Consider the following 21,493-nt stretch of genomic DNA (forward strand, 5'->3'; position numbering starts at 1 on the left):
GTTAGAGATTTAGTAAAAATAATATAAAGGGTGATATTATGAAAAATAACAAAGAGAGCTTAAAGTTATTAAAAGAAAGCATAGAAAATGAAACAGGTGTTAAGTTGGATACTTTAGAAATAGGGGATATGCTTTTATCTGTAGATAAGGAAGAATGTGGACTATATGAGCTTTTTAAGATAGTACAAGTTGGTAAATTTTTATTTTTAATTGATTGTGATGGAAATGGAAATCTAATTAAATCTAGAAATGAAAAAAATACCTTGAATATAGACATAGAATCAGATAAAGAGTTTATTTTAAATAACCCTGACTATATGCAACTAAATATACTTAGAAAAAAGGCTTTTAGAGATTTAGCAAATGATTATTCATTTACTAAGTTTAGTAAAAAATAAAGAAGAAAAAATATATTTCCAAGAAGGTATGAGAGGAATGGATAGTATGATAACAAGAAAAATAGCACCAGCAGAACTAAAAGTAATGAAGTTTATCTGGGATTCAAATACTAAAATAGCATCAATTAATGCTACTAATGCTATGTATGAAAAATATGGATGGAAACAAACTACAACATTAACACTACTATCAAGATTAATTAAAAAAGGTTTTTTAAGCTCAGAAAAAATTGAAAGGTATACATATTATAAACCTACAGTTATAAAGAGTGAATATGCAAAATTTGAAACTAAAGAATTCATTGATAATGTCCATAATGGTTCTTTGGAAAGTCTATTAGATTCATTAATGACCTGTGAGCAATTAACAGATGAGGAAAGAAAGTACCTGAAAATTTGTATGGACAATTTAAAATAAAAAATCAAAAAAGCTATATTACTAGAAAATATTACTCTCATAGAATATAGCTTTTTTATTTAAAGTTTATAATATCAATTTTATAAAATAATTAATTTAGTATAAGGAAACTTCAGTAACTTCTATTAAAGATTCTGAAGGAAAATCAGGATGTATTATCTTTGGAATAAAACTGATCTGTAGATTTTCTTGGTTATTATAAAGATCACGAATACAAAAACCATTTTCTAATTCAGATAAAATTGAATTAGGGGTTTCTTCTGACCATTCAAAAATCCCAATACAAAAATCAATAGTTTCTCTTACCTCCTCAATAAATATATCATATGTATATATCTTACCAACCATATGTTTTAAGCTAGATATTATACTTGATACATTATATTGTCTTGTATTATAGTAATAAAGTAATGAATGAAGACGCTTTTTAATAGCATTTTTTAGTTCACATAATGATATTTGATGAGTTTTATACTTATTAAATAAATTGTGAAATAGCTCGAAATCATTATACATGCTTGTATCAAGATCTCTATCAGTAGGAGAAAGATATAGCTTTTTATTATCTATAAAAGCCCCAAATTTAAAAATTTCTTCGTTTAATGTGCAAGTTTCTATGTATCTATCTATGATTTTGTTGTAATATTTTATATTTATTTTTAAACTTTCAGCCATAAAAGTACCTCCTATAAATTTAAAAATCAAAATTTATGACATTGCCCAGACACCTTTTTCTTGCCTAATAAAAATATGATTTATTTGAAGTGTTTGTCTAACTTTTTCTCTCCAATATTTATTTGAATTACATTTTTTATGACCTTCGATTTCTTTATAGATATCTTCTAACTTTGCTACTTTTCCTAACTTCTCTATTACTGTAGCAACCAAGTCTTTCCAAGTTATGCTCATACTATTTCTTAAGTCACAAGTACCTTTTTGTACTATTGAAAAATCTAATGTATATGAATAATCCCTTCTAAGAACTATTGCTGTTTCATGAGCTATCCTTATGAAATTTTCTTTTTTATAAGATTTTGTATCACTAAGACAATTATTTTGTTCTTTTACAATTATTTGTTCCAAAGTTCCTATTTTATCCATATCTAGTAACATAGAATATAGTTTTCCTTGTTTTTTTATATCAGCTGTAAGAATTATGAGTCTACCACCTTTTTCTAATGATGCAAATTGCTTTGATAAACAATAATTTATTTTTTTCATAAATAGAGAATAGTCTTTAATGTGAGATAAATCATTTTTTAATGGAGTATTTCCATAAACATATCCACTATATTTAATAATAACAATAGGTAACAATCATCTTCAGCATTACCTGTTAAGAGTTGTTTTCCCCTGTTTCACACCGGACATGCGACTTTCATCGCATCCAGCGTTCCATCAATTTTATTTAATCAACAATTAGTTTTTTCCTAAATTTTATTGCGTTTTTGATTGCTTTATCTGAAAATCCATCTTGGCTTATATTTTCATGTATTAGCTTATTACATTTACTATGTGTAGATAATAGGTTTTGAACTTTGTTTATCTGTGATAAAGGAAGGTTTTTGCTTATATGGTGACAGTGAAAATTATCTCCATTTATTATAGGTTCTCCGCAAATTTTACATATTCCCTTATCTCTATTGAAAGCATACATTCTATTCATGAAATACTCATAATTATAGATTTCTTTGGACTTACCATACTTATTAAATTTAAGAATATCAGGAGCTTGTAAGATTTCTTCCATTCTTGCCAAAGGCAGTTGCTTACATGTTCTTTTGAAATGCAACTCCCTTCCTTTACTAGAAAATGGTGTTTCATCCTGATTCTTATTATAAATTTTCTGATATTTACAAAATGCTGGTGATGTTATACCTATGAATTGTTCATTGGGTAGTTTTATTGCTGGTATCCATGTTGAATAATTGGAATGCAATGCTATTAAATTATTTACTTCATGTGCAGGCTTAAAGATAACTCCTTTTCGCCTTAGTGAATTCATTGCAACTGTTGTTAATCTTCTATGGTATTTTGCTAAACTGAAATATACCATATTGGCTGCACTGTAATAATTTATAATACCTCTTATCTTACTGTTTATTTTGCTAATACGTACAATTAAATCTTCTTTATGCATTGATAGTCTTAATATTTTAATGTCTTGAATAATCTCTAGCATTTTATTATCAATTCTTTCTTGCTTTGGTTTTACAACTGGCTTATATCCTTTTCGCATTTTAGGCTCTTTAATTACTTTGTAGGTAAATCCAACAAAATGTATTGGTTTCTCTTTAATATTAGTTATTAGTGTTTTTTCATCTGATAGTTTTAGCTTTAAATTAGTCTCTAAGAATTTTGAAATTCTATATTTCCATTTTTCAGCATGTTCTTTACTATCAGTTAAGAGTATCCAATCATCTGCATATCTTATTAAATATGTAGGCTTAAGTTTTGAATATCTACGTAAAGATTGATATTGATTACGTTTACTAGAGTAGTTATTTTTAGTAGTTTTGTTTTCCCATTCCTTAGTAATCCATTTATCCATTTGATGTAAGTAGACATTTGCAAGAATAGGACTTATGATGCCACCTTGTGGTGCTCCTAGTTTATTTTTCTTACATTCATCCATTATTCCAGCTTTGAGCATTTCTTTGATAATCATTAGTACCCTTCTATCTCTTATACCCATGTGGTATAATTTTTTAAGTAATATTGTATGGTTAATATTATCAAAGAATTTACTTATATCTCCTTCAACTATCCAGTAGTAACCAACTCTATTAACTTGGTCTTTAATTCTTTCTAGAGCCATATGAGCATCTCGCCAAGGACGAAATCCATAAGAATGTTGGAAAAATTGAGCCTCGAGAATTGGTTCAATGATTAATCTTACACATTCCTGGATGACTCTATCTTTAATAGTTGGAATACCAAGTGGTCGTTTTTCTTGTTTTCCTGGTTTAGGAATCCATTTTCTTCTTACCATATCAGGTTTATAGTTTGTAAAACTATCTTGAATATCAGTTATAACTTTATAGTAATCTTTTTGCAAGTAATCTTTATCAATAACCTTTCGGTCAACTCCTGGAGTTTTAGAACCTTTATTTGCTTTAATATTATGGATAGCAGTCATTATGACCACTTCACTAGACATTATTTCTACTAGACCCTTAAACTTAGGTATTTCTTTAGCTTCAATGCATTTAGATGTTATTTTATACATTATATCTTGAATTTTCTTTAATTCTGTTTCATTTTCAGGTGCTTTGAATTTTTGAGCCATAAACATTCCTCCTTTCGGATTTTTGTTTAGGTTTTAGTCAGGTACGCACAACGGCTTCCTCAAAACTTACTAATTGATAAGTAATAAAATTGACTATGCCCCTTCGCCATGTAATAGGCTTTCCCCATCTCAGACTACTACGGGCTGCTGCCACCCAATTTCAATAGTCATTTCCTACTATTTAGATACATCACATTCTATTATGTTTAACATTATCTATCAGGCTTCTTTTGTTCCCTACAATCTAGCTTTGCATATTACCTTAGTGTCCGTGTCTACTCCGTCAGCCATTCATTTATCCTCTGTAGGTGGATTAAGAACTTATATCCTTTTTGGATATAAACAGTAACAAGGAGAACATAAGCCTTTACTGTGACTGAAATCCCTTTTGGGATTATAAATCTTCAGTTCGATTTACCCTACTTTACGAAGCGTGCCTCCCACGATTTTTCCTAGCTATCGAGCAGATAGCTCCAATACACATAGTAATTTTATAGCACCCCACATTACTAACTACCATCTCAGGTCGATTTTTATGTGACTTCACCGAGCTTCATACCAACTATTAATAGAAATGGTCAGCATGTCGGAGGATTAGGTTCTAGTGTACCTACATTTACACCATTCAGGTTTTTCACCTGCAATCTCAATTATAGAGTTCATGAACTTCTATTCTAAGAATTTCATGTCTGCTTTTAGTTCTTGTTTCCAAGAGTGTTGTGCAGAAACAAAACGCACATATCCCAATATGGTGGATGCCAAAATATAAGTTTATTTCGCTCCTTTATCTCATCTGTCATTAAATCAAATCCCATGTTTAAATCATAACAATTAGACTGAATTCCTAATGTATCTGCTACATCTTTAGTTGTATTACTTCCACACATATAATCACTAATACAATCAGAATTATAAACATTAAGTAAATCAACTATAAGTTTACCTGATGTATTTCCACGATAACTAGCATTTCCATAATCTCCTCTTTCTTTATAGCTTACTAAACTTCTCATATCTAAATACCTCCTTATAACTGACATATGCAGCTTATATTTTATTTACTGTAAATCAGCTTTATTTTTTAACTAATATGGGGCATTTAGAAGTATTTTTTGAAAAAAATTATTTTAGGAGGTTATTATATTCTGAAGTCACATTTGAAATGAGTTAATGTATTTTATAAAAATATTGAAGAAGAAAAACTGAATACTTGTTTATTTTTCTTCTTCAATATTTCTATTTAAATATCATTGATGAAATCACAATCTTTTAAAGACTTGATTAAACTTTCGATTGAATTAGAATGTATAGTACAAAGGAAATATTTAGTTTCAAATCTCAAGTAAGCCTTTTTTTTGATAAGTATATTGTAGTATGTAAGTCTCTTTATCTTTTTAGCTTCTAAAAACCCCCTATTAACTAACTTTGATAATAATGAAAGTGTTGTAGAGGCATTCCAGTTGTATTCATTTTCCATTGCACTTGTTATATTTTTAGAAGATATTTCATAATCTGTATCCCAAATAAATTTCATTATTTTTAATTCTGATTGTGGTATCTTTATTATTGTTATAGACATATAAAACCATATTCCTTTCATATAAACTACATATAAATTGAAGTTATCTAATTTTATAAACTTTGATATAGGAACTTTTATATTTTCTTTTTAGTAAAATGAATATAGTTCTTATGACATTTTCTAATATAATATTTGAGTATAACTATGTTTTTGATGTATAGAACCTTGTAAAAAGTAGAAGTTCCAGTAAATTTATTTGAATGTGATGGATAATTATTATTTTTCAACCAAATCATTTTCATGTATTTTGTCCAAAATCTAGGAAATATAAATCTTTTAATTCTTACCATATTTTTTGTATCTTCAAAAATAGTTAAGATAGGAGAAACCTTTATATTAGTCCTATTGATTTGTTTTAATAGAGATTCTTTTTTACAAGAAAAAAACAAATCTGGGCAAAATGCAGAAATATACACTGTAGAATCTCTAGTTGACAAAGTAATAATTTTTTCTATAAAAATTTCAAAATTGCCTCCTCCTGGACCTATAAAATGTAAAGCTTCTATATTATTATCAAGTGATACTTCTTTAAGCTTAGAAGCACATACATTTTCATTTACTAATTCCCCAACATTGTTCATATTAAAATCTATATACTCAATTTCAATTTTCTTTTTTATAATTTTTTTACCATCTTTTCCTTCGATTTTTATCATATTGAACTCCTTTTAAGCATGTAAAGACACAAAAAATATAAAATATATACTGTAAGTATATATTAACACAAAATGAGTAAAAAAGTCATGTGTATATTAGTAAATAAAATTAAGAATAATTGAAAATAAAAAAGATGTCTAAGTTTACTAAGACATCTTTTTATGACTAAATTTTTATTATTTTAAATTTCTATTTTTTTTAATTGACCTTATAATATCAATTAGAAGGTTTAATTCTTTACCATCTAAATCATTTATACTCTCATCTATGTTATCAGTGCTGATTTGGAATTTATTAAGTTCATTTTTCTCTTTTAAAATGTAATCAGATGAGACATTTAACACATCAATAAGCTTTATAAAAGTAAAAAGGCTAGGAGATTTTATTCCCTTTTCAATATTTGAAATATATCCTTTTGATAGACCTGTTAAGTTAGCAATATCTTCAAGAGTTAAATCTAGTTTTTTTCTCTGTTTTTTGAGCCTATTGCCAATTTCAATTAAAATTTTACTTTCAGTATCCATATTTATAGTTTCCTATATTCAATGATTTCTTGCAACAATTTAAGAATAGACTTTTGTTCTTTTAGTTCCAAACTGTCAACTAATTCATAACATTGAGAGGAGATAGTATCAATATGATCTTCATTTTGTATGATATTTTCAAATAAAACTTCAAGAGGCATTTCTAGTGCATTTGCAATTTTTAATATTGTGCGAAGTGATGCCTTTCTCTCACCTCTTTCAATTTGCCCAATGTATGTAGGAAATAAATCAATTTTTTTAGCTAATGCATCTTGACTATATCCTAATCTTCTCCTTTGATTTCTTATTCTTTTTCCAATTATAGATTCTATTTTATCTAATTCTAACATCTGCACCCTTCCTAATTAATTATATAAGTAGTTTATAATATTTTAAAATATTATATCTAAATAATATACTATAAGTGTCATTGCAATGTGCTAGTAGCGTGTTATTATAAAAATATATATACTATTTAGGCTGAATTAAAAAATATTCCTAATTAATAAATCTTATATAAATGTATAAAATAAACTACTATTATAGAATGAATGGCAGTAGTTTAGAAAAAACTGACAATTCATGTTTTATAAATTTCTATATTCGATAACATCTTTTAGAAGTTTAAGAATAGCTTTTTGTTCTTTTAATGTCAGACTATCAATTAACTCATAGCATTGAGAAGATATAGTATCAACATAGTTGTCATTTAATACAATATTTTCAAATAATATTTCAAAAGGCACCTCTAATGCACTTGCTATTTTTAACATAGTTTGAAGAGAGGCTCTTTTTTCGCCTCTTTCAATTTGTCCAATGTATGTAGTAACTAAATCTGATTTTTGTGCCAACACTTCTTGGCTATATCCTAGTTTTTTTCTATAATTTCTTATTCTTTTACCGAGTATAACTTCTATTTTATCCAATTCTAACATTTACATCCTTCCTGATTAAATTTTAATAATTGTTTATAAAATTTTATATTCTTCATTGAAGATGATTTATTTTAATGATATACTATACGTGTCAAAAAAATATACTAACAGTATTTTTAATATTAATATATATACTATTAATGCGTGGATGGGGTGCATGAAAAAGTGGAAGATATAGTTTATAAATTTAGTATCAGTGAAGAATTTGATAATTTCTTAAGCGAGTGTCAAAACAATAATTTAATAGAATTAAAAAGAAAAAATAAAGCACTTTTTAATTCATATTTTGAGCTTTTTAATTCCATATATAATAAACTATCATTAACTGAAAGAGAAAAATTTGATTTTTATAGAGATCAAAAAAATATCATTAATGGCATAGAATTTGATTTCCAATATAAAAAAGGATATAAAAATTTTATTAAATTGTATATGCTATCTAAATTTGAAAGCCTTGAAGATTTAAATAAATTCTCAAATATAGCAATTAAAAATTTTCGAGAAAAAAATTCTGAATACTTAGAGGCTGCTGAAGTTATTTCAAAGATAGATATAAATGATTTTCTATCACATATAGATAGAGATATATTAAATGAGTATATTAGATTAGATGATGAATTAAATAACTTAATAATAAAAGATTTATTTTTAAAAGGTCATATAGATTGTATGAATTTAGCTATAATGTTAGATGTACCTATTGATAAAAATAATGAGTATATAAAGTATTTTTTACTTAAGATAGAGTATTAGTGTTTTTATACTCTACCTTATATTATATTTTCATCTACTTACCATAACTTTTAAATTTTCTTAAATCATCAGGTAAATTTGGTTGATGATTAAACCAGGTGCATGTTGTATTAACTGACATAAGAGCTGTTACTAAAGATAATAAACTTAGACATTTAAGTATCTTTAATGAATATTTGTTCATTTTTATCCCTCCTTATTTGTATATTTCCTAAAATTAGCATTATATTTATCCAAAATAAAGCTGATAAACAAAATAAAGTATAGTCAGTTTTAGTTCTTGAAATGAAGCTTGCAACTACAATAAATAAAATTATTGTTGCTAATAACTTTGATATTTTACTATATCTTCTTTTTTCATCCAAGTTTAAAGGATTATTTTTATGTTCAAGAGGAGCTAAAAAAAATATACCAAAGTAATTTAATAGTGAAAATATAATAATTGGAATGTGATTTACTGTGCTTATATAATTTGAAGCATATATAGTAATTAATACAATTGATAAAAAAATAAATATACAGTTTTTGTGATTATTAGCATGATATCCACCAGAAAATTGCCTTACTGAGCAATAACATATTAAAAATAGCAATATATGAATAAATTTATGAAGTATAAGTGCTAAAGTTAATGCTAATATTATATTTATGAATGAAGCAATTATTACCTCGAAACCATAACTATAAATATTGTATTCTTTAATAGTAATTAGTTTGTTTTCAACTAATGCAGTTGTAATCTTTATAGCCATTTTTTTGAACATTATTTTCACCTACTTTTTTGATATATAAACAATATCATTTTATAACTGTAGTTTCAATAATTTAGCACAACTGGACAATATAAGGCTTAACTGGGCATAGGTATAGAAATTATCATAGTAAATCTACTTTTATTATGTTCAATTAAGCATGTTCCATCATATTTATTAATTGAATTTTTTATACTTTTTATTCCAAAACCATGTTTTAATGTATCAGTTTTGTCGGTTAAAATGTCATTGCCTTTAATTAAGATGTCATTTATTTTAGTATTTTCTGCTTTAATTATATAAAAATCGTTTATTACATTCCCCTTTAAAATAATTTCTTTAGGATCTAAAGTGATTTTATTGCAAGCCTCTATTGCATTATCTAATATGTTAGAAAATATATCGCATATATCTATATCTTTAATAAATTTACATTTGCTAAAATCTATTAATGCTATAAAGTTTATATTATATTTATCACAAAGATCTTTCTTATCGTTTAGTATAATATCCAATGTAACATTCCCTGTATGATATATATTATTATTTCTAATTGTTTTTTTTATATTATTTAAATAAGGTCTTATATCAATGTTGTTTTCATACATACCTTCTATACATGAAATATGATTTTTCATATCATGGCTTAACAACTCTATTTTAAGTTGTTTTGATTCAATGTTTTTGTAATATTCATTTTTCATGCTAGATATTTTCTCAATCATATTATTTTCCATGAGTAATTTATTATCTGTTTGTATTTTCTTTATGAGAGAAATCAATGAAATACTAGATAAGAATAATACTGTAGCAATTGTAAAAAGCTGGTTTTTGTCTATTAAAGTTCCTTCTGAATACTTAAAGATATATTTAAAAATTATGAAAAATAAAACTATATTTGTGAAAATAGGAATTGACATATAAGTTAATATTTTTCTGTTCACATCTGAGTCAATTTCAAAAAAGTATGATTTGTATAAATATAAAACAGTAATTAAAAGAACTTTACCAATTATAATTGACTCAATTCTATAAATATTATTTGTTAGTAGAATACTCATATCATTTATTAGATTTATCCAGATTGTAAAGCTCATACTTAAGGCATCTATACAAATCAATAACATCCAATATATGATTGAGATACAAATTGCCTTTATTAGTTTTATATTATATCCAAGTTTAGCTATTATTATGGTCGTAAATATAGATATTATAACTCTAGTATTTGGAAATATATCTAAGATGTATAGTGTATTTGCAAAAAAAATTACCAGAATGAACATAAATGTTATCCTGGAATTACTTTTACTCTCACTATTGTAATCTAATGTTTTTTTACACATAAACCACTCTATGCAAAAAGATATAAATATAAAAACTGTCCAGAAGAAGTTGTTTTTTATCATAATAATCCTCCTAAAAATAAAGTTATTTTATTTTTAAAATCTTTGACTTTATATTTACTTACTGGTATTTCTATTAATCTATTGTCATATTCCATAAATGCTGTATTTTTTTCGATTTTTACTACTTTTCTTAGATTTACTAAAAAACTATTATGGCATCTAAAAAATCCATAATCTTTAAGCTTATCTTCTAAACTGCTTAAACTAGTTGATAATACATGATTTCTTTTTTCTGTATGTATAATTACTGTTTTTTTCATTACTTCTATATAGATAATTTCACTTGTTTTAAGAAATAAACTTGAATTGTGTCCTACATGTTTTGATTCAATATGTATATTATTATTTCTAAATATGAAATCATTTATAAATGAATCTATATAGTTTTTAAAGATTCTATAATCAATAGGTTTTAATAAATACCTATAAGCTCTCACATCAAAAGCATCTAAAATATGATTTGTCATTGAAGTAATAAAAATAATATCTACTATCTTGTCAAAAGCTCTAATTGTCTTTGCTGCTTCCATGCCATTAATACCTTCCATTTTTATGTCTAAAATAAGTAAATCTAATTCATTAGGATAATTTTTAATAAGCTCTTCAGCTGAATAAAATAGATTTATATTATAATCTATTTCAATACCATTGATAATTTTATCAAGATATTTTTTTATTATATCCATGCAAGATTCTTCATCTTCACAAATGGCTATTGATAAAAACATAAATAATACTTCCCCCTATTCAAAAAGTTATCTAAAAGATAAAAAAGTATGCTTATAGCATATATATTATAACATGATTTTTATACAAATATCTGAAATCAAATATATTTTCAAAAAAAATCAAGAAATGCCCCATATTACTTATAAGAAAAAATAAGCTGATTTTCTAGTAATTATAAGTAAGCTGTATATGTCAGCAATAAGAAGGAGATGTTTAGATATGAATAATTATGAAAAAGATAAAAAATGAGAACTATTGTGTCTTAAGTAATAAAAAATAATTAATTATGAGAGGTTGATAAAATGGAAAGTAAAAAAATGAAAGAGTATGATTATTTTGATATGTTTGGAGTAGACATAGAAAACAAATTAAATAGTATGTTAGAACGTGTTGATTATGAAGATTTGGGAGAAATAACAGGAGGATTTTTTATAAAAAATGAAAAAATGTTTTTCTTTTATTATTATAAAATGAATCCACACAATTATATAAATCTAAATGAATTATTATATGATGTTATTATTATTTTTGATGATATTATCGAAGATGTTATAGAACAAGAAGAAGTAAGTGAATTTTCAGCAAGAGAAAAAATAAAGAATGATATTTGTACTGAAATATATCAAATGCTTAAAAGATATGTGAAAATTAAAGGTTATAAAGATAATTTTATAAAAGAACTAAAAAATTATCAAGGTAAGACTCTATACAAATTAGAAATAGATGATTTAGTTAAAGAGGCTTATTGGAGAAATTTTGAATGTGATTATGAAAATGAAATTGATGAAATTGATGAATATGATGTTCTTGAATATAATCTACAAAACAAATTTGAAGAATTTTTAAATAATATATATTTATCTATTAAAGTTTTAGAAAAAGGAGGAGAAGAAGAATTTTTATATACAATAACTGAAGTAGATGTTATTTATCGCAAAAACTTTTTTAAAATTATAGAAGAGGTAAAAGAACAGGAGTAATATATTTTATGTGATATTAATATAAACATTCCTAGTAGATATAATATTAATTATAATAAATTTTAAAAAACTTAATTATAGTTTTTGAACACTAAATTATAAAGACAAGATAATAAATTATAGTATCTTGTCTTTATTTATATCTTTCTTATTTCTAGATTTTAGTATCATATATCTTTCTAATATGCTTATTAATCCTAGGTAATAAAATCTATTAAATATAAATACTGATACTTGAATCTAATCATTTTGTAAGTCTCTATTTTCCACTTCTGTTTTTATAATAATAACTGTTAAACTATATTCTTATATTAATTTAAAAAAGGCTGTACACTTAATTTTAACATACAACCTCTATGTAGATATCTTCTAACACTTATTGCTTAATATGTGTGGCTTCTAATTATCTCTATTTTGCCATTTTCGTCTATCATTTCCGTCATTATATCTAAGTCGCAAGCTTCATTTGGGTCGTTGCAAGATACAGCCCAACTTTTTACTACTTGCTTTTGTCCTGTTCTTTTTGCCTCTTCAATTAATCTTGCTATTTCTTCCTGTTCTTTTTGCTTTCTATCTTCTTTTTGTTTCTCAATTTTTTCTTGCTTTTCAGCTAAAATTTGTTTTGCTTTTTCTGCTGCTTCCAATAAAGTTTTTTTAGTAATTTGGCAAGTATCTGCAAACTCGAAAGTTTTCCTTTTTTTAAATATTCCTCCTACCTCATATGCAACTTTATCTATTTCATCCATTAATTCTTTTAAATTAGTGCTTTGATTTATTTCTTTGTTGTTAATGTAAAAACGAGATGTTCCAATTACTAATTCAATAGTTTCATCTTCGCCTAAATTTTCCCAAACATTGTTATAATAGTCTCTTTCTATTTTATAAGCTTCTTTTAAAAATGCTTCTCTCATTTTTTCAAGTTCAGGTGGAGCTTTAATATAAAATTTCTTTTTTTTCATATTAAATAATTTTCCTGCTTGTTTAGCAACCTCATGCCCAAGTTCAATTACAAATTCCATGCAGTAATAAGTAAACTCAGCCCACCTTTCTCCTCTATCTTTTAATAAATTCCCATCTATCACCAATGTTTCGATTTCAAATTTTTTTCCCTTTAAGTTTTTTGATATTACAAGTTCGCAAATTCCTCTCGATGTTTCAAATTCATATCTCATTTCTTCATTCATTTTTTCACCTCATACAATTATTTTTTATTTTTACGAATTAGATTATTTTTATATAATTTTAAGTTTAGGTTCTTCTTAAACTTAATTCCTTTACTTATTTTATCATATTTACACCTCTTTTTTTATTTAGCTGTCTAATGCAACTTAGTTTTTTATTTGCTAAAATTAGCTTATTTTTTCTTATAAATAATATGGGGCATTTTCATATTTTTTTTGAGAAAATATTTTTATAATTAAGTAAATTAATTTTTCTAAGTTATCTTAACTTAATTATAACAATGCTTGTGAACTATATCTGTACCAAGTAAAATATTTTTTTAAAATATATAATAATTATTTAAAAACAGGGTAAAAAATAGGTAACTATTGTTTTGAGTTGCTAATAGTATTGAATAGCTGTATAATATCCTCATAAATTAGAATTTGTGGGGGGGAAGGAGAATGAGTAAAGAATATATAATACCAGCATGTTCAGGAATAAAAATTGATGTTAAGCAAGGACAAAATATTACAGTGATTGATATTGAAGGCGGTCAAGTGGTTGATTTTTTTGCAGAAGTGACAGGTAGTCCAAATGAATTTCTTTCAACTGGAGTGACGATTGATTGTAACGAGTCTTTGAAATTAAAAATTGGAGATATTATTTACACCAATCTATACCAACCTATGATGAAAGTCCTTTCTGATGATGTTGGAGAACATGATTTATTCCACCCATGTTGCCGACTAGAAATGTATGATTTCTTCTACCATAATGGCGAAGGACACCCAAACTGTTTCGACAATATCAATAACGCCCTTGAAGAACAGCGAGCCATTATTACACCTGTCAATTTATTTATGCACACGAAAATCAATACTAATGGTAGTATTTCAGTGGAAACGCCTATTTCTAAAGCCGGGGATAAAATCATAATAAAAGCATTGTTGGACATTACATTGGGAGTTGCCGCTTGTAGCGTATCTGAAAGCAAATGTAACAGCGGGAAATGTTCGTCTATTAAAATGATTATTGACTAAAGTAAATCCCAGCTTGTCTATAACTTCATATTAAATACCATAAGCAGTTAGTCTATATGATTGACTGTTTTTCTTATGCCATGAAAGGAGGAATTATATCATTTTACAAAAACAAAGGAAAGCGTATTAGACATTAATTTTATGAAAAAACATTAGCTATCTAGCTAATGTTTTTAGATTAATTGTTATTATAGATCTCTTTAATTTCATCTTCACTTAAATCAAAATCGTCAAATTTGCTTAATATATCATCTAATTTAAAACCATTTTTCTTTAGCATTACAATTAACTTATGATCTTTTCTTCTAGCTTCTTCTCTTTTACCTTTTTCAATACCTTTTTCGATACCCTCATTAAAAATTTCTTCCTTGAAGTTTCTACTTTTATTCATAATATATGCACCTCTTTTCAGATTTAATAAATATTCTTCATTTCTTCCTAGATCTTTTAACCTATCTAAAGCTTTCTTAATAATAAAGACAATACACTAAATTATAGTATATTGTCTTTATTTATATATTTGATATACATTTATTGTAAGATTAGACCTACAGTACTATTATATTCAAACTTATTGCTAGATTTTAGTATCATATATCCTTCTAATGGAGTTATTAATCCTAGATAATAAAATCTATTAAATATAAATCCTGATACTTGAATTGAATCATTTCGCAAGTCTCTATCTTCCTTATAAAAATCTTCTTCTAGAATTATTTTACAGCTTATTTCAGTAGATTTGAAAAGCTTAGATGCTTCTTTCTCATTATCAATAATATTTTTATAAGGTTCAAAATTAAATATTAGGTCTAAACCATCAAAATGAGTTTTATATATACCAAAAATATTCTTAATTTCTTTATCACAATTGCTAAAACTGTCTTCAAAATATTTTTTAACTATACCATTATCATAATAATAATCCAAAATATTTTTTCTAAGACTCATTGTAAAAATAGAATTAGTCTTTAAGGTATTATTTAAGATATCTTTAGTTGTATTCTTAAGTTTATTATCATAAAAGTTATCTTCACTAGGTAGAATATAAAAATTTCCATATTCATATTTATTATTTATATTACATTTACCCATCCTTTGTATTAAACAATCCATATGTGCTAAATCACTTATTACTATATTGAAATCTAAGTCTAATGATATTTCTTGAGTAGATATCAAAATATCCCCTTTTCCATTTAATATTTTACTATATTTATCTTTTTTATCTTTGAATTTAAATCTATTATGCAAAACATTTATATCTATACCATTATATTTATCTGATAAGTTTTCTTTTAAAAACTCATATGAACTATTAGCTGAATCAATAGTATTTTTTATTATTAGAATCCTTTGTTTCTTTTCTAAAGCTTCTTCAACTATTAACTTAATTTCTTCTTCCTTTATAAAAGAGACCTTTACATTTTTACCTTCACAAAGTTCTTCTTCCTTGTTGCTCTCAATAAAAACTATTTCTCCTTTAGCAGTAATGTTTTCATTACATTCTTCTTGAAAAATAATGCCCTTACTTATCATTTGATCTTTATACGGTTTTGGAAGTATAGTTGTCATTAAGTGAAAGTCAACGTTTAAATATTTACATGCAAATTGCATAAAATATATTAAAATCAAAAATATCTTTGGATGCAACAAATGTACCTCATCAACAGTTATAGATGAATTTTTAATAGCTGCAAATGTCATTTCATATCCTGGAAATTTAAACATACTAAGTAATAACTGGTCAATTGTTGCAATTATATATGGTTTACAAAAGTTTACACTTAAATCTATATCCTTTGATGTTACTACAAAATCTAGTTCTTTATTGTTTTCAGTATATGAATATAAGTTTATATCACCATCAATTAACCCAATACAATCATCATTTCTTCTATCTAAATTATTTTTATTCTTAAATATATTTTTTATGTAAAGACTTTCTAATGATAATTGATTTGAAACCAAAAATAATTTTCTTTTAAATCGTTTTCTATCATCAGCATACATTTTTACTGAGTTTGTAAAGTCAACAGTCAATACATTTTTTCCAGATAGCTCTCTCAGTCTTTTTTGTATAATATTAAATTCTACATTACTTTTTTCTAAATCAGAATGATTCTTACAGATATCAATTAAAATCATCTCATCAATTTCTTTATCTGTAAAATCATTATAGAATTTTATATCTTTATTTATACTTTGAGCTCTATGGTCTATTAAATTTAACATTCCTTTATAAAAAATATGTTTAGACCTTCTATCATTTAAAACCGAGTCATCTATTTGACCATTGTTATAATCACTTTCTATAACCATATTCTCGCTTACTTTGTCTAGATAATCATAATCTAACATATCTTCATTGAATTTAAATTCTATATCTAAAATGTATTTTATATAATTTTCTATATCTTCTAGATTGAAAGAATCTTTATTTTCTAAAATTCCACTCTCAATATACTTATAAATTTCTTCTTGCACTTTAGTAGTAGTTAATTTCATATAATCTATATAGTTTCCATGATGTAACATTATAGTTTTATATATGTATAACTTATCTTCTTCTGATAAATTCATTTTTTCCAATATTGATTGCAAAAATGCTCCAGAAAATACATTGTGTCTTGCTATCTTTTCTAAAGATTTTTTTTTATATTCTAATTTTTCTATTTCTTCTTTTGAAAAACTAGATGATATTTTATTATTAATCTCTATTTTTTGTTGAACAATTAAATTAATTTTTCCTAGATCATGCAAAGCACAGCATATCTTTAGTATTTCTATATCTTTATATGAATACAAATCTGGGTCTAATATAGATTCTAATACTTCAAATAAATCTTTAATATGTTCAACTAATGTTTGCTCTTTTTTATTGACATTTAAATTACATGGTCCAGCTAATAGTTCCTTTTTCATGTTAAACACCTATCCTTTAAAGTAGTTTATAATTTTTTTCTTTTGCAACTCTAATAGTCATCTATCTTTCGTACCTTCTTTAAAATTTCTTCTTATATTTTAATATCTTCATTTATCTAATACAAAATGAACACTCTTCTATACAATATCCTCCCTTAATACCTGGTTTACTTTTGATGTCAACTCCAGCCTTTCTTAGTTGACATATATATTCCTTTACTTTTCTCTCCAGTATACCTAGTTTTGTATATTTCACTAGAGTTTAAATTTTCATTTTTTCTTAGAAGTAATATAATTTTAATTACATTTTCTATTTTACTCATATAAATATACCACCTTTATTCAAGTTTAACATTTCTTGGTGAACTATTATTTTATGGAGTAAAATATAACTGCGAAACTATTACATTTAGATTTAAAGAAATAAAACATTAACTATTTAGTTAATGTTTTATTTTTATTAGTTTTGATTATATACTTTTTCGACCTCTGATTTATTTAAATCATCTATAATGTCACATATTTCATTTAAATTATAACCTTTATTTTTTAACTTTATGATAAAATTAAATTTCTCTTCTCTTTTCCCTTTTTCAATGCCTTCTTTAAAAATTTCTTCTTTGAAGTTTCTACTTTTATTCATAATATATGCACCTCGCTTTAAATTTAATAAATAGTCTTCATTGCTTCCTAGCTCTTTTAGCCTATCTAAAGCTTTCTTAACAACAGAATCATTCTTAGCTATAAACCTAACATCTAAATTAGAAGGATTACTAATTAATTTTCCCCACAACATGATTCTATTTACTATATTGTTATGTCTGTTAATTTTAGGAAGCTCTACAAAGTACAATGCCGTTTTTTCTGAATAAATATTTGGATGACCATCCATAGTTAGTCTCATACAATTTATATAATCATCTATTTGATTATATTTTACATGATTTAATATGTGTATTCCAATAGTTTTTCCAATTTCTTTGTATTCTTTACCTTCTTCTAATTTTCTACCATGCACACGACTAAGATAATATTCAGCTCTTTCTAAGTAATCGTCCTCAAAAGCTCTTTGCATCTCAATATTAATGTGATTATTTTCTTCATCTTCAGCCAAAATATCAAGTCTAGGTCTTTTCTCACCAACATAATTAATCGTTGGATCAGTTTCAACTCGGATTATTTTTTTTATTTGAGTAAAAGGTTTAATATTTCTATTAGCATGTGGAGCATCTTTGAGAATATCATTGATAAAGTTAATGAGTAAATCGTAATCATTATTTAAAGTAAATAATGATTTAAATACTTCGTCATATTCAGGCTTAGCGTAACCATCTTCTGTCACAACTTCGCCAACATTTTCACTAGTCAATATCTCTTCTGGAATTAAATTTTTGATTTTATGTAATTCCTCATTAGAAAAATCACCCTTACTGAGTATATCATTTAGTTTTTGAGTCCATTCTCTGTTTTTTTCTTCAATTCTAGTTCGCTTATATTCCTTTGATATTTTAGTAATTTTAGATTTTTCTTCTAATATCTGTTTCATTTTAACACCTCTTTTTTTTATTATACCAATTTTTTCTTAATTAATCTCTTTTTAATATAATTACCCCCCTCATTATTTAATTGACTAATGCAATTTAATTCTTTGTTTGCTTAAAATAGCTTATTTTTTATTTACATAAATAATATGGGGCAGATTTATTTTTTTTTTGAAAAATCTTTTAATATATTAGGACCTACTGCACTTTAATATAAATGTTTTTGAGGTATAAAAGTAATTGAATTATTTAAAATTGAAAAATGCAGGAAAGCAATTAGTCAGCATATATGACTAAACACTTTAAACAATAAGCTCTATATTACTAATAGATTAAAAGACGAGTAATTGGGAATATATTTATTAATATATTGGAGTTTAAAAGGTTAAGTAACGAAAAAGAAGGAGTAAAGGTAAGAAAAGCTGAATAAAGAAATGAATTCTTAAAGCAGGACTCATTTCCTTATATTGATAAACTATCATTTGTTTTAAGTATATTATTTTGTAGGCTCAAATCTCTTAATCCATCTATTTGACAAAGAATCTATATCAAATATAGGAGTTATATTTATCATAGCTAATGGAATGATTGTAAAAAAAACATTTCTCACTAAAAAAACTGTGTCATTTAAATCTTTTTTATAAAAAAAGCCATTAATATTTAAATAGATAAAGAGTATTACAAAAATTAAAATTAAATGGTATCTTAAAATATTGAAATTATATTCAATATTTTTTAATGCATAAAATTTTCTACTAAAAAAGATAAGCATTATTTTATTAATAAAGACACCAAAATATAAGTATGCAATTAATGAAAATGTAGGTATAAAGTATACTAATATTGATGATTTCATAAATTTATAATTTATTAAAATGAATAAACTTATAAATGAAATTAAAAATGTGTAAAAAGTTAATGTGATTAGTGTACACATAAAAGTAAATTTGTTTTTTAAAAAAAAACATAAAATAAAAAATACTATGCAGATAAAAATTATATTTAATAATAGCATAAAATTCTCCTTTATCAATTTCTTATTAAATTATACATTAAAAAACCTAATTCGAATCAGATTTATTAAAAAACTTTAAAAATAAAAAAGCAAAAAAATCAGCAATTTTTTTTTCATATTTTCTTGATATATATAGCAATGTAAATTTCTGTGATTATTTCGATTAATTATTACGAATTTATGTTGACTACAAATAACGGAGGAAAAAAATATGAAAAAAAGAAAGATTAAAACTAATGGGATGGGTAAACGTAAATTAAAATTAGTTTTAAAATATTGCGATGGAAAACAAAATTGTATTAACTTTAATTTAAAAGTAAACAAAATATTAATAATGAATCATAAAATACCTTATAAATTTCCGAGGTTTATAAATATTTTCTTAGGTAAAGTGATTGAAATTCTTATCTCCCATATATTAATGGATTTAGGAATCGAGCCTGAATTTAAATGGTTTGTAGCAAAAATATTAGCATATATTATAATTAAATTTATAAATTAGATAAATATAACAAAGCTAAAACTAATCAAATAAATAATAACTTAAAAAGCTACAGATTTTCTTATCCTGTAGCTTTTATTTTAATTTTAATCAAGTAACTCTCTATACAATACTAAATTAAGATATTTTATTTCTCTTTATATGTACAAATCATATATCTAACTCTATAATATTATCAGTGTCAATGTATTTTTTAAAGCTACATTGTCATTTATTTTCACATCTTCTTTGAATAAAACATAATTAATTTTTTTTGCAATGATTTATTAATACTTATATTATAATTACTGTTTTCTTTCAAACTTAGAATATGCTCCTGCTAATTTTTTTATTTCTCTTGAGTTGTATTTTCTTTGTATTTCCTTGATCTTTCTCACATGTTCATCCTTATTAAAATCATGTGATAATTGTTCCATTGCACATTTTTTTAAATATTTAGATGTATTTACATTAAGACCAACACGTCTGAAACCTTTTACAATATTATTATTAGCTTCTACTAACATTAGATCCATTGCATATCCTTCATTTTCTTCAAGTTCTTGAAATTCTTTACATTTAGATAAATGAATTGTAAATGGTATATCTGCATCTCCTATACCCATTGTATTTGTAAATACGAAGAAAATAATTTTGTCTAAAAAAGATACATCTATTCTTAAATTACCTTTTCGAAATTCCATTATTTCTTTTTCTGATAAATTGTCTAATTTAAATATAGCTCTAAATCCAGTTTCACTAAAAGTAATACTTAAACCATCTGGTACTTCTGCTTCTAATTTTTTACCAACTTCTATTTGAAACATATTGGTCTATCCCTCCAATTATTTATATTCTACATTATAAGTATAGCTTACTTAATGTCATTTTTCATTACTTTAGA

25 protein-coding genes are annotated in these 21,493 nt (G+C 24.7%); 6 read left to right on the plus strand and 19 right to left on the minus strand.

Translation table 11 applies throughout. The annotated features are described in order from the left end of the window. The first annotated feature begins 38 nt into the window (after positions 1-38). Positions 39-398 (plus strand): hypothetical protein, encoded by a 360-nt coding sequence (locus ACTG45_RS19995; protein ID WP_021383381.1) that lies wholly within the window; start codon positions 39-41, stop codon positions 396-398. Beyond that, positions 364-816 (plus strand): BlaI/MecI/CopY family transcriptional regulator, encoded by a 453-nt coding sequence (locus ACTG45_RS20000; RefSeq protein WP_021383353.1) that lies wholly within the window; start codon positions 364-366, stop codon positions 814-816. The genes ACTG45_RS19995 and ACTG45_RS20000 overlap by 35 nt, the downstream gene beginning before the upstream one ends. 96 nt (positions 817-912) lie before the next feature. On the opposite strand, the gene ACTG45_RS20005 is transcribed toward ACTG45_RS20000, so the two are convergent. The 9 genes from ACTG45_RS20005 to ACTG45_RS20045 form a co-directional block, all read right to left on the minus strand. Continuing rightward, positions 913-1,491 (minus strand): hypothetical protein, encoded by a 579-nt coding sequence (locus tag ACTG45_RS20005; protein WP_021383346.1) that lies wholly within the window; start codon positions 1,489-1,491, stop codon positions 913-915. A gap of 33 nt (positions 1,492-1,524) precedes the next feature. Then, positions 1,525-2,133, minus strand: a complete 609-nt coding sequence (locus ACTG45_RS20010) for a hypothetical protein (protein ID WP_102822256.1) — start codon at positions 2,131-2,133, stop codon at positions 1,525-1,527. A gap of 91 nt (positions 2,134-2,224) precedes the next feature. Beyond that, positions 2,225-4,105, minus strand: a complete 1,881-nt coding sequence (gene ltrA, locus ACTG45_RS20015) for a group II intron reverse transcriptase/maturase (protein WP_158245566.1) — start codon at positions 4,103-4,105, stop codon at positions 2,225-2,227. 695 nt (positions 4,106-4,800) lie between these two features. Further along, positions 4,801-5,118 (minus strand): hypothetical protein, encoded by a 318-nt coding sequence (locus ACTG45_RS20020; RefSeq protein WP_102822257.1) that lies wholly within the window; start codon positions 5,116-5,118, stop codon positions 4,801-4,803. 227 nt (positions 5,119-5,345) lie between these two features. Next, a complete protein-coding gene (locus tag ACTG45_RS20025) occupies positions 5,346-5,684 on the minus strand; it encodes a BlaI/MecI/CopY family transcriptional regulator (RefSeq protein WP_021383411.1) in 339 nt (112 codons plus the stop codon). Between the two features lie 77 nt (positions 5,685-5,761). Continuing rightward, entirely contained in the window at positions 5,762-6,343 is a 582-nt protein-coding gene (locus tag ACTG45_RS20030) for a hypothetical protein (protein WP_021383407.1), read from the minus strand. Between the two features lie 177 nt (positions 6,344-6,520). Then, positions 6,521-6,868 (minus strand): helix-turn-helix domain-containing protein, encoded by a 348-nt coding sequence (locus tag ACTG45_RS20035; protein WP_021383385.1) that lies wholly within the window; start codon positions 6,866-6,868, stop codon positions 6,521-6,523. 2 nt (positions 6,869-6,870) lie between these two features. Continuing rightward, positions 6,871-7,218: a helix-turn-helix domain-containing protein gene (locus ACTG45_RS20040; RefSeq protein ID WP_021383402.1), complete on the minus strand. Its 348-nt coding sequence runs from the start codon at positions 7,216-7,218 to the stop codon at positions 6,871-6,873. Between the two features lie 237 nt (positions 7,219-7,455). Beyond that, positions 7,456-7,803: a helix-turn-helix domain-containing protein gene (locus ACTG45_RS20045; protein WP_021383388.1), complete on the minus strand. Its 348-nt coding sequence runs from the start codon at positions 7,801-7,803 to the stop codon at positions 7,456-7,458. 165 nt (positions 7,804-7,968) lie between these two features. On the opposite strand from ACTG45_RS20045, the gene ACTG45_RS20050 reads away from it, so the two are divergent. Continuing rightward, positions 7,969-8,556, plus strand: coding sequence for a hypothetical protein (locus ACTG45_RS20050; RefSeq protein WP_102822258.1), 588 nt, complete (start codon positions 7,969-7,971; stop codon positions 8,554-8,556). 34 nt (positions 8,557-8,590) lie between these two features. Here the strand turns inward: ACTG45_RS20050 and ACTG45_RS20055 are convergent, their stop codons facing one another. From ACTG45_RS20055 to ACTG45_RS20070, 4 genes are all read right to left on the minus strand, one after another. Further along, complete coding sequence (locus ACTG45_RS20055) at positions 8,591-8,740, minus strand: cyclic lactone autoinducer peptide (protein WP_021383344.1); 150 nt, start codon at positions 8,738-8,740, stop codon at positions 8,591-8,593. Further along, the gene (locus tag ACTG45_RS20060; RefSeq protein WP_021383425.1) at positions 8,712-9,320 is read right to left on the minus strand and encodes an accessory gene regulator ArgB-like protein; all 609 of its coding nucleotides are present in this window, start codon (positions 9,318-9,320) and stop codon (positions 8,712-8,714) included. The genes ACTG45_RS20055 and ACTG45_RS20060 overlap by 29 nt, the downstream gene beginning before the upstream one ends. Before the next feature lie 86 nt (positions 9,321-9,406). Next, the gene (locus ACTG45_RS20065; protein ID WP_021383438.1) at positions 9,407-10,717 is read right to left on the minus strand and encodes a sensor histidine kinase; all 1,311 of its coding nucleotides are present in this window, start codon (positions 10,715-10,717) and stop codon (positions 9,407-9,409) included. After that, on the minus strand, positions 10,714-11,445 hold the full coding sequence (locus ACTG45_RS20070; RefSeq protein ID WP_021383399.1) for a LytR/AlgR family response regulator transcription factor: 732 nt from the start codon (positions 11,443-11,445) through the stop codon (positions 10,714-10,716). Before ACTG45_RS20070 ends, ACTG45_RS20065 begins: the two co-directional genes overlap by 4 nt. Positions 11,446-11,748: 303 nt before the next feature. On the opposite strand from ACTG45_RS20070, the gene ACTG45_RS20075 reads away from it, so the two are divergent. After that, complete coding sequence (locus ACTG45_RS20075) at positions 11,749-12,426, plus strand: hypothetical protein (RefSeq protein ID WP_021383362.1); 678 nt, start codon at positions 11,749-11,751, stop codon at positions 12,424-12,426. A gap of 383 nt (positions 12,427-12,809) precedes the next feature. Here the strand turns inward: ACTG45_RS20075 and ACTG45_RS20080 are convergent, their stop codons facing one another. Further along, complete coding sequence (locus ACTG45_RS20080; RefSeq protein WP_021383398.1) at positions 12,810-13,610, minus strand: ATP synthase subunit B family protein; 801 nt, start codon at positions 13,608-13,610, stop codon at positions 12,810-12,812. A 441-nt stretch (positions 13,611-14,051) separates the two neighbouring features. Here ACTG45_RS20080 and ACTG45_RS20085 point away from each other — a divergent pair, with 441 nt between their 5' ends. Then, complete coding sequence (locus ACTG45_RS20085; RefSeq protein WP_102822259.1) at positions 14,052-14,630, plus strand: DUF1989 domain-containing protein; 579 nt, start codon at positions 14,052-14,054, stop codon at positions 14,628-14,630. A gap of 178 nt (positions 14,631-14,808) precedes the next feature. On the opposite strand, the gene ACTG45_RS20090 is transcribed toward ACTG45_RS20085, so the two are convergent. The 4 genes from ACTG45_RS20090 to ACTG45_RS20105 all read right to left on the minus strand — a co-directional run bounded on the left by ACTG45_RS20090 (position 14,809) and on the right by ACTG45_RS20105 (position 19,098). After that, positions 14,809-15,021, minus strand: coding sequence for a hypothetical protein (locus ACTG45_RS20090; protein ID WP_235684378.1), 213 nt, complete (start codon positions 15,019-15,021; stop codon positions 14,809-14,811). 140 nt (positions 15,022-15,161) lie between these two features. Further along, positions 15,162-17,552, minus strand: a complete 2,391-nt coding sequence (cas3, locus tag ACTG45_RS20095; RefSeq protein ID WP_235684379.1) for a CRISPR-associated helicase Cas3' — start codon at positions 17,550-17,552, stop codon at positions 15,162-15,164. 179 nt (positions 17,553-17,731) lie between these two features. Beyond that, the gene (locus tag ACTG45_RS20100) at positions 17,732-17,875 is read right to left on the minus strand and encodes a hypothetical protein (protein ID WP_158245590.1); all 144 of its coding nucleotides are present in this window, start codon (positions 17,873-17,875) and stop codon (positions 17,732-17,734) included. A 137-nt stretch (positions 17,876-18,012) separates the two neighbouring features. Further along, positions 18,013-19,098 carry an Rpn family recombination-promoting nuclease/putative transposase gene (locus ACTG45_RS20105; RefSeq protein WP_102822261.1) on the minus strand — a complete coding sequence of 362 codons (1,086 nt, stop codon included), beginning with the start codon at positions 19,096-19,098 and terminating at the stop codon, positions 18,013-18,015. A 1,221-nt stretch (positions 19,099-20,319) separates the two neighbouring features. Between ACTG45_RS20105 and ACTG45_RS20110 the strand changes: the two genes are divergently transcribed. Next, the gene (locus ACTG45_RS20110; RefSeq protein ID WP_102822263.1) at positions 20,320-20,610 is read left to right on the plus strand and encodes a hypothetical protein; all 291 of its coding nucleotides are present in this window, start codon (positions 20,320-20,322) and stop codon (positions 20,608-20,610) included. Positions 20,611-20,894: 284 nt separating this feature from the next. Here ACTG45_RS20110 and ACTG45_RS20115 read toward each other — a convergent pair whose 3' ends face one another. Next, positions 20,895-21,416: a hypothetical protein gene (locus ACTG45_RS20115; protein WP_102822264.1), complete on the minus strand. Its 522-nt coding sequence runs from the start codon at positions 21,414-21,416 to the stop codon at positions 20,895-20,897. Positions 21,417-21,493 lie beyond the last annotated feature (77 nt).

The sequence above is a fragment of the Clostridioides sp. LIBA-7602 genome (assembly GCF_056688945.1).